Origin of the sequence: Calditerricola satsumensis (assembly GCF_014646935.1) — a bacterium.
Taxonomy (GTDB): Bacteria; Bacillota; Bacilli; order Calditerricolales; family Calditerricolaceae; genus Calditerricola; species Calditerricola satsumensis.
In genome coordinates, this window is the sequence record NZ_BMOF01000068.1 from 1 (window position 1) to 9418 (window position 9418).

The following is a 9418-nucleotide window of genomic DNA, read 5'->3' on the forward strand; positions in this document are numbered from 1 at the left end:
AGATGGCCTGATGCAGATCAGGCCGAGATACAGGCACAGCGAAAAAAGCTCGTGATTGCGTGGGGTACAAACCCAACAATCATTTGTAGTAAAATAAAATTGTTGTGCGTTTTCGCGACGGAAAACCGCTTGCAGGAGGGGTGATCGTGCTCTTTCTCCAGCTGGCCCTCATTCTGCTCGCCACGAAGATCGCCGGAGACGTCAGCGTGAAGTTGGGGCAACCGGCCGTGTTCGGGAAGCTGCTCGTCGGGATCCTCCTCGGCCCGTCGGTGCTCGGGCTGATCGAAAACACCGAGCTCTTAAAGGAACTGAGCGAGATCGGCGTCATCCTGCTCATGTTCCTGGCCGGCTTGGAGACCGATCTCGACGAATTCAAAAAGAGCGGCAAGCCGGCACTCTTGGTCGGGGTTGGCGGCATTGTCTTCCCGTTCATCGGCGGCTACGCGGTGGGCGTGCTGTTTGGCTACGACACCGTGACATCCGTGTTCATGGGCCTCTTGTTCACGGCCACCAGCGTCAGCATCTCCGTGCAGACCCTGCGCGAACTGGGCCGTTTGCGTTCCCCCGAAGGCATGGCCATCCTGGGAGCAGCCGTCGTCGACGACATCCTCGTCATCCTGCTCCTCGCCGTCGTCATGACATTGACCGGGGCCGAAGAGGTGAACATCGGCCTCCTCATGCTCAAGAAAGCCCTCTTTTTCGCCGGCGCGCTCCTCGTTGCTTGGAAGGTCGTGCCGCCCGTCGTGAACTGGCTGTCCCGCCTGCGGGTAACCGAGTCGCTGGCAAGCGGCGCGCTGATCATCTGCTTCTTCTACGCCTACGCCGCCGACGCGTTCGGCATCGCCCCGATCATCGGCGCCTTTATCGCCGGCGCGGCCATCGGCGCGACGAAGTTCGAACGCCAGGTGGTGGAGAAGGTGGAGCCCATCAGCTACGCCTTCTTCGTGCCCGTGTTCTTCACCAGCATCGGGGTGGCTGCCGAGATCAAAGGGCTGGGCGATTACGTCTGGCTGGCCGTCATCCTGAGCATCGTGGCGCTGTTGACCAAGCTCGTCGGCGCGTACCTCGGCGCCCGCGCCTCCGGTTTCGCTCACCGGCCGTCCCTCGCCGTCGGCGTCGGCATGATCTCCCGCGGCGAAGTGGCGCTCATCATCGCCTCCCTCGGGCTGTCGGAAAAGCTGCTTCCTCCATCCCTGTTCACCGTGATGGTGCTGGTGATCCTGGTCACCACCCTTGCCACGCCGCCACTGCTCAAGTGGGTCTACCGCAACCAGCCGCCGCAAACGAACGAAGCCGTCAGACCTACAAGCTGACGGCTTTTTTCTTGCCCGTTGTTGTCATTCCTTGGTATACTCGGGGTGTCTGGAAAAGGAGGGACAAAAAGGAGGAAGGCGATGAAACGGCTGGTCAAATTCTTTGTGTACGGCCTCATCACCCTGCTGCCCATCACCCTGACCGTGTTTCTCGTCACCGAGGTGCTGCAGTGGATCGACACGCTCATCGCCGACGTGCTCAACCGCCCCCTGCCCGTACCCGGATTGGGCATTCTCCTCGCCCTGGTCGGCATCACCCTTGTGGGCTACCTCGCCTCCAACTGGGTCGGCCAGCGCCTCGTCAACCTCATCGACCGCGTCGTCCGCCGCATTCCCCTCATTCGCTTGGTGTATACGCTGATCAAGGACACCATCGAGTCGCTCCTCGGCGAGCGCAAGTCGTTCCAGCAGGTAGCCATCGTGCGCATTCCCGGCACGTCGATGAAGCTGGTCGGCTTCGTCACGGCAAAGGAAATCCGCGAGCTCGGCGACGTGGGGAAGGATCACGTGGCCGTCTACATCCTGCAGTCCATGCAGTGGGCTGGCCATACGGTCCTTGTCCCCAAGGAAGACGTGGAGATCGTCGACATCCCCGTGGAAGAGGCGCTGAAATTCGTGGTCAGCGCCGGGATTTCCTCGAAATGACAGGGCGCGCTCACGAGATGGACCACCCCAGGTACCAGGCGATCAGCGCGTCGCCCCACAGGTAGGCGATCAGGCTTCCCGCCGCCAGCATCGGCCCAAAGGGCAGGTACTGGCGGCGGTGCGCTTTTCCGGTCGCCAGCAGCAGAATCGCCACGGCGCCGCCCAGAAGCGACCCGATCAGCAGCGCGAGCAACACCGTTTTCCACCCGACGGCCAGCCCCACCGCCGCCATCAATTTCATATCCCCGCCGCCGATTCCTTCCTGTCGGTACACGAGCAGGCTCAGCCCATTCAGGGCATAGAGCACGCCAAACCCCGCAGCCGCTCCCAGCGCGTAGGCTTCAAGGGGCAGCGGGTGCGTGAGGAGGCGACATCCCCCAAGGAACATCGCGGCCGCCAACACGATGCGATTGGGAATGAGCCGATCGCGCAGGTCGGCCATCGTCGCCGCCACCAGCAAGCTGGCCAACCCCCAGCCGACGGCCAGCTCCGGCGTTGGCCCCACCCGGTGCCACACCAGCCAAAAGGTCAGCGCCGTGAGCGCTTCGCCCAGGGGATAGAGGGGCGAGATCGGCGCGCGGCAGCGCCGACACCGCCCGCGCAGCCACAGGTAGCTGAACAGGGGAACGAGGTCGCGCGGGGCGAGGCGTCCGCCGCAGTGCGGGCAGGCCGACGGCGGCCAGATCACGGAGATCCCGCGCGGCACGCGATACGCGACGACGTTCAAAAACGACCCAAACAAAAGCCCCCACGCCAAAACCGCGGCATCGTCCGTCCAGCCGGAAAGCGCGGGCTGCATGGAACCTCTCCTCTCCCTCAGCATCTCTTTTTCCCTTTGCAAGCTCGCTCTGCAGAAAACAAGGACAAGCCCAGCGGACTTGCCCTTCTCCCCGATTCCGGTCGCCTTCGCCTTATGCCGTTTTCCCGCGGCTGCGCTCGGCCACCAACTCTTCCGGCACGGTCATCGCTTTCCCTTCGATCACGGTGGTGGTGACGATGTGCGTCTCCACCTGCCCGTAGGGGCGGCAGCGGTCAGCCACCCGTTCCAGTTCGGCAATGTCGGCCACGGCCACCTTCAGCAAAAAGTCGGCGCGGCCGCTCACCCGGTGGCACTCCAACACCCCCGGCGCCTCTTTGGCCCATTGGATGAACGCCTCCGTGGCATCGGCATGCACGCGCAACAGGAAAAAGGCGGTCATCGGTTTTCCGAGGTGGGCGCGGGAAACATCGGCGCGAAAACCGCGGATGACGCCGTTTTCCTCCAGCCGCCGCACGCGTTCCGTCACCGCCGGGGTGGTCAGCTCGACCCGGCGTCCCAGCTCCGTCATCGTGATGCGCCCCTCGCGTTGAAGAATGTCAACAATCTGTTTGTCTATATGATCAAACTTCATCCAAATTCCCTCGCTTTCATCATAATTCATGGCCTAACCTCATTTTATCTTTGTACCAGTTGTTCTTCAAGTATTCAAACGTTATTTTCACAAACTTTTTCGGTTTCATTCCCGTGGACGGCGCGAAAGGGAAACGGGCTATTCTCCCTGCGCTTCACCCTATTAAGTGACAGAGCATTCAGTCCAGGTAAGCGCGATACGGTGCCAGCTCTAGTCTTTCCATTGCGTTCGTTTTCCATAACCGCCTCAACACGACAAAGCCCCTGCGGCCTCTCGCCACAGGGGCGTATCCGATTCCACGTGGGAAACCCGAAACCGTTCAGAGCGCCCGGCCCACGACAAACGTCGGATCCTCCAGCTCATCCGGATCGGTGGGCAGCGGCCCGACCCGCTCATCCAGTTCCGCCGCCGACATGCCGCGCAGGGCCAAACGGTGGCGCACGATTTTCAGGCCGTGAAAGCGCCCGTTCTCGATAAAGATCCGGTTGGCGTCATGGCCGGCTGCCACCACACCGGCGACGTATGCGCCGGGCACGTTCGTCTCCATCGTCGCCGGATCGTACACCGGCGCCCCCGTCTGCCCGTCAATCGTGACGCCGAGGTTGGCGAGCAGGGCGTGATGCGGGCGGAAGCCGGTAAGCAGGTAAACGGCGTCGGCCGCCAGCGCCTCCTGCCGCCCGGCGCTTTCCACCACCACGGCGTCGCGCTCGATGCGCACCACGCGCGTGCCAAACCGCGTGGCGATCTGCCCCTTCCTCACGCGGCTGCGGAAAAAGGGCAGCACCCACGGCTTCACCTTGTCGTGGACATCGGCGCCGCGGTGGACCAGCGTCACCTGTGCGCCGCAGCGGTACAGGTCGAGGGCTGCCTCAACGGCCGAGTTGCCGCCGCCGACCACGACGACGCGCTGCCCGTAGTGGGCGTGTCCTTCCCGGTAGTAATGGGACACGTGCGGCAAGTCTTCTCCCGGCACGCCGAGGCGATTGGGCCAATCGAAATAGCCGGTGGCCACGACCACCGCTTTGGCCCGGTATTCGTTGGGCTGTTCCGGACGGCGGTGCGGACGGCTGACGACGCGGAAGGTGCCGTCCGCTTCCCGGGAAATGGCCGTCACCTCTTCAAAGGTGCGCACGGCCAGGCCGAGGGTGTGCACGACCTGCCGGTAGTAGTCGAGGGCCTCTTTGCGCGTGGGATGCGGCTCGCTGGCCACAAAGGGAACGCCGCCGATGCTCATGCGCAGCGCCGTGCTGAAGAAGCGCATGTCCGTGGGGAAGCGGGCAATGGTGTGGACGATGCTGCCTTTTTCCAGCACCAGATAGGGCAAGCCCGCCTTGTGGGCGTACGCCGCGCAGGAAAGCCCGCACGGGCCGCCGCCGACGATGACGAGTTCCAACACGTCCGTTCCCTCCCTTTCACCCCCATCCTATCACAGGTCTAGCCTCTTCTCCAGGCCGCTAAAGGATGCGAAACGCGGCCGCCTTAGTCGGGCGCACGACCGGCCGCCGCTTCCAATGCCGCTTCCTCCGCTTTCCCGGGATACGCGACAACCACGTCCGCCCTTCCCACGAGCTCGGCACCCCCCTCCAGCACCGGAACCAGCGCGTGGTCGCCTTTGCGTAACAGAAGTTCGCCGCCGCGCCACCGAACCAAACAGGCCCCGTCCAACAGGGAGAGTGCGGCGAAGGCGGTGCGCACCGCATCCAGCGCGGCCGTGCCGTGTACCGTCCAACGCTCCACGGCAAAGTGCCGTGTGCGCACATAGCGCGTCACCGTCGCGCCGGGACAGTGGCGCACCGCCGGCGCCACGACGGGTACGCAGGCGGGAACGGTGACCACGTCGAGGGCCTTGTCCACGTGCAGAGGCCGTGGCCGCCCCGAGGCGTCACGGCGGTCATAATCGTACAAACGATACGTGACATCGGAATTTTGCTGCACTTCCAGGAGCACGATGCCCTTGCCGATGGCGTGCACCGTTCCGCTGGGGACGTACAGAAAGTCACCCGGCTTGACGGGCACGCGGGTCAGCAGGCGATCCCATTCGCCACGCTGGATGTGCGCCGCAAGCTCCTCGCGCGTCGTCGCGGTGTGCCCGTACACCAGGGAGGCACCGGGTGCGGCCTTTAGGATCAGCCAGCATTCCGATTTTCCCGGTTCGCCCCCCTCGTGAGCGCGGGCATAGGCGTCGTCGGGGTGCACCTGCACCGACAGGTCGTCGTTGGCGTCGATCAGCTTCACCAGCAAGGGGAAGCGGTCGGCCGCCAACGGGCCGAACCACGAGCGGTACGCCGCCCATACATCCAGAAGCGTCTTCCCCGCCAGCGGTCCGTTCTTCACCACGCTCGGGCCGTTGGGGTGGGCGGAGACGGCCCAGCACTCGCCGATAAGCGGCGACGGCAGGGCGTAGCCGAACAGGTCGGCCAGGGCCGTTCCGCCCCAGATGCGCTCGTGAAAGGTGGGTTCGAGGAGAAGGGGGTAGGGGTTCATCGCCGATCGCTCCTTCATGCGCGCAGGAAATCGGTTGTCCGCAACCGTGTTGCGGCTTCGACACACGGTCGTCTACTTGTCCGTATCCTGCGGACGGTAGACGGCCATCCCGATTTTGGAATCGGCCATGCCGGAATGGAAGTACCCCCGTATCCGGCCACAACCTTTAATCGGACGCGATAGCTACTTGGGACAGCTCCCGAGCCACCTCCTCGGGATCCGTCGTCGGCGCCTGGCAAGCAAAGTGGCGGCAGAGGTAGGCCGTCGCCTTTCCGTCCACCATCCGCATGCCCGCCACAAACGGTGCGAGGGCCTCCACCTCGGCGCGCGCCTCCTCCCCCTCGGGAACAAGCAAGATCACCGCCTGCGGGGCGTACACCTTGCGCGCCGCGCGCCACATCGCCTCCGTATCCGGCGCGCCGGTCCGCCCGACGACGACCACCTGGACAGACGGGGCCACGTCGGCCAAGAGGGCGAGCAGGAAAAAGGCATGGGCGCTGGGATGCGCGCGCACGTCGCCGGCAAAGGCCTGCAGCTGCGCGTCAGCTTGCCGGCGCAGCGCCTCGTCACCGGTGAGCTGCGCCAGGCGCACGAGGGTGTAGGCGGCCACGGAGTTGCCCGAAGGCGTCGCGCCGTCGTAGACCTCCTTGGGCCGGGCGATGAGCGCCTCGGCATCCCGTCCGGTGAAGAACAGGCCGCCGTCCTGGTCATCCCAAAACAGGTCGAACATCTGCCGGGCAAGCTCCAGCGCATCGCGCAAAAACCGCACCTCGAAGGTGGCCTCGTACAGCTCCAGGAGCGCCCACACCAAAAAGGCGTAGTCGTCGAGATACGCCAAATGGGCCGCCTCGCCGTCGCGGTACCGGGCAAGAAGCCGTCCGTCGCGGCGGCGCAGCTTGGCGAAGAGGAAGGATGCCGCCTGCTTGGCCCGATCGGCCAAGGCCGGTTCATCCAGCACCTTGGCCCCCTTGGCCAGCGCGGCGATCATCAGGGCGCACCAGGCGGTGAGGATCTTGTCGTCCTTGTGCGGCGGCACGCGCTGCGCGCGCGCCGCAAAAAGCCTCTGGCGCATCGCCTCGAGGCGCTTCTCCATCTCCTCCGTCGTCATCCCGTAGCGCCGCGCCGCCGACTCGAGCGACGTGTGAATGAGGTTGGGGATGCTCTTGCCCTCAAAGTTCCCGCCGGGCGTGATGTCGTACACATCGCAGAAGAGCGCGCCCTCTTCCGCGCCGAGGACGGCCTTAACCTCCTCCGGTGTCCACACGTAAAACTTGCCCTCCACGCCCTCCGAGTCGGCGTCCTGCGCGGAGTAAAACCCGCCACCCGGGTCCGTCATCTCCCGCTCCACGTAGGCAAAAATCTCGCGGGCCACGCGGGCATACCACGCCTCTCCCGTCGCCTCGTACGCCTCGAGATACGCATAGGCCAGGAGGGCGTTGTCGTAGAGCATCTTCTCGAAGTGCGGCACGAGCCACTCGCGGTCGGTCGAATAGCGAGCAAACCCGAAGCCGATGTGGTCGTAGATGCCGCCGCGGTGCATGGCGTCAAGGGTCTTCGTTGCCATCGCCGTGGCGTGCGCGTTCCCGGTGAGGCGGCCGTAGCGCAGCAGAAAGATCAGGTTGTGCGGCGTGGGAAACTTCGGCGGCGGACCGAACCCGCCGTATTGGGCGTCAAACCGCTCGGCGAACTGCCGGTACGCCTCATCCAGCACAGCCGCATCGAGCTCGCCGGGGCGGTTCTGGAAATGGGGCTGTACGGCGTCCAGCACGTTCTGGCTTACCCGGTCGATGCGGGTTCGGTCGTGTTTCCACACCTCCGCGATTCGCTCCAGGATGTCCAAAAGCCCCGGCCGTCCGTACCGGCCCCGCTTGGGAAAGTATGTGCCGGCGAAGAACGGCTTTTTGTCCGGCGTCATGATGATCGTCAGCGGCCATCCCCCATGCCCCGTCATCGCCTGGCAAACCATCATGTAAATCTGGTCAATGTCGGGCCGCTCCTCGCGGTCCACCTTGATCGCCACAAAGTCGCGGTTTAAGATGGCGGCCACTTCCTCGTCGTCAAAGGACTCCCGCTCCATCACGTGGCACCAGTGGCAGGTGGAATACCCGATGGACAGAAAGATCGGCTTGTCTTCGCGCTTCGCCTTCTCGAAGGCCTCGTCGCCCCACGGATACCAGTTGACCGGATTGTAGGCGTGCTGCAACAGGTAGGGCGACTTTTCGTGGATGAGACGGTTCGGCTTCCGTTCCGCCTGCCCAGACATGGGACTGCCCCTCCCCCCTCCGCTTCGTGGTACCCTTATCGTACCCCAATCGGGAAACGTTTACCATCTTCTTTCTCCCTCGGAAGCTGACCTCCCCTCTCTCCCTCCCAAACGCTTTACAAAGGGATTCCGCCAATATGGGCCACCGACAAACCACACGCCATCCCCACGAAGAGATTTAGAGAGAGCACAACCTTTGGGAGGGGAGCGAAACACATGAAGAAGCTGGCATACATGGGGATCGGGGCCCTGTTCATGCTCGTGCTTTCGTTTGCCTGGTTCACCTTCGCCGATCAAACGACAACGTCCGCCCCGCCCGCGGCGGAACCGGCAGCGGCGACGGGAACGTTGCTGAAAAAAGTCGAGGGGAAGATCACCTCCCTCGATCCGCAAACCCACACCGTCGGCGTGTTTGACGCCAAGGCGAACGCGCGGTGGGAGCTCGTGCTCGCACCCGACACGACGGTCTACCGCAACGGCCAAATCACCGATTTCTCCGCCCTGCGCGTCGGCGATTCCATCAGCGCCTTTGTCAACACCGAGCAAGGCAAATGGCGCGTGCGGTACGTCATCGCCAAGGGAAGCGAAGCGCTCGCGGCAGAACCTTCAGCCACGGAAACGGCGGCCACCTCGGATCAATCGGCAGCGCCACCGGTCTCCGCGTCACCGCATACGCCTGGTGCTGCAACCGGCAGCACCACCTTGACGTCCCACACGCCCCTCGCCGCGCCGGCCGCTCCCGCCGGAACCTCGACCGGCGGAACGGGGAAACCGCTCGCCGTGAAAGAGCTCGCGCTCGAAGTGAAACTGGCAAACGGCGAGGAATACGAGCTGAAATTCAAGCAAAACGGCTGGGAACGCGCGTATCTCCGCACCTTCGTCGAAAGGCTCGGACTGTCTCCGAACATGGACAACGACGAGATCGCCGCGCGCGTGCTGCAGGCGCTGGGCATCACGGGAAGCGATTTTGAAAAAATCGAGGTGGCCATCACGTTCGTCAACGAGAAAAAGGTAGAGCTGAAGCTCGAGTCCGGCCACGGGAAAGGAAAAGGAAAAGGGAAAGGCCACAAAAAAGGCAAACACGGAGACGATGACGATGAGGAGGACGATTGAAGGAGGGAAAAGGGTCGGCGAGATGCCGACCCTTTTGTTCGGACTGGCAATGCGGACCGCCGACCTCAGCAGGTGGGGATGCGCCGCTCGTCACCAGCGCGCGGTGACCATCTTCTTGCGCGTGTAGAACTCCACCCCGTCGAGCCCGTTGGCGTGGAGGTCGCCGTAGAAGGAGTCCTTCCACCCGGAGAAGGGGAAGAAGGCCATCG

The 9418-nt window shown here is 64.0% G+C and carries 8 protein-coding genes; 3 read left to right on the forward strand and 5 right to left on the reverse strand.

Features of this window, described 5'->3' with window-relative positions; all coding sequences use genetic code 11:
- The first annotated feature begins 146 nt into the window (after positions 1-146).
- Both IEX61_RS11390 and IEX61_RS11395 read left to right on the forward strand, forming a co-directional pair.
- Positions 147-1313, forward strand: a complete 1167-nt coding sequence (locus tag IEX61_RS11390) for a cation:proton antiporter (protein WP_054672815.1) — start codon at positions 147-149, stop codon at positions 1311-1313.
- A gap of 81 nt (positions 1314-1394) precedes the next feature.
- Positions 1395-1958 (forward strand): DUF502 domain-containing protein, encoded by a 564-nt coding sequence (locus IEX61_RS11395; protein WP_054672810.1) that lies wholly within the window; start codon positions 1395-1397, stop codon positions 1956-1958.
- A gap of 10 nt (positions 1959-1968) precedes the next feature.
- Here the strand turns inward: IEX61_RS11395 and IEX61_RS11400 are convergent, their stop codons facing one another.
- The 5 genes from IEX61_RS11400 to IEX61_RS11420 form a co-directional block, all read right to left on the reverse strand.
- Positions 1969-2757, reverse strand: a complete 789-nt coding sequence (locus tag IEX61_RS11400; protein WP_188818140.1) for a prepilin peptidase — start codon at positions 2755-2757, stop codon at positions 1969-1971.
- A 112-nt stretch (positions 2758-2869) separates the two neighbouring features.
- Complete coding sequence (locus IEX61_RS11405; RefSeq protein ID WP_083463070.1) at positions 2870-3379, reverse strand: Lrp/AsnC family transcriptional regulator; 510 nt, start codon at positions 3377-3379, stop codon at positions 2870-2872.
- A gap of 289 nt (positions 3380-3668) precedes the next feature.
- Positions 3669-4745 carry a YpdA family putative bacillithiol disulfide reductase gene (locus tag IEX61_RS11410; protein WP_188818141.1) on the reverse strand — a complete coding sequence of 359 codons (1077 nt, stop codon included), beginning with the start codon at positions 4743-4745 and terminating at the stop codon, positions 3669-3671.
- Positions 4746-4828: 83 nt separating this feature from the next.
- The gene (locus IEX61_RS11415; RefSeq protein WP_229725857.1) at positions 4829-5851 is read right to left on the reverse strand and encodes a type I phosphomannose isomerase catalytic subunit; all 1023 of its coding nucleotides are present in this window, start codon (positions 5849-5851) and stop codon (positions 4829-4831) included.
- A 148-nt stretch (positions 5852-5999) separates the two neighbouring features.
- Positions 6000-8096, reverse strand: a complete 2097-nt coding sequence (locus IEX61_RS11420) for a thioredoxin domain-containing protein (RefSeq protein ID WP_188818143.1) — start codon at positions 8094-8096, stop codon at positions 6000-6002.
- Between the two features lie 216 nt (positions 8097-8312).
- Between IEX61_RS11420 and IEX61_RS11425 the strand changes: the two genes are divergently transcribed.
- A complete protein-coding gene (locus IEX61_RS11425; protein WP_054672670.1) occupies positions 8313-9209 on the forward strand; it encodes a hypothetical protein in 897 nt (298 codons plus the stop codon).
- Positions 9210-9418: the final 209 nt, after the last annotated feature.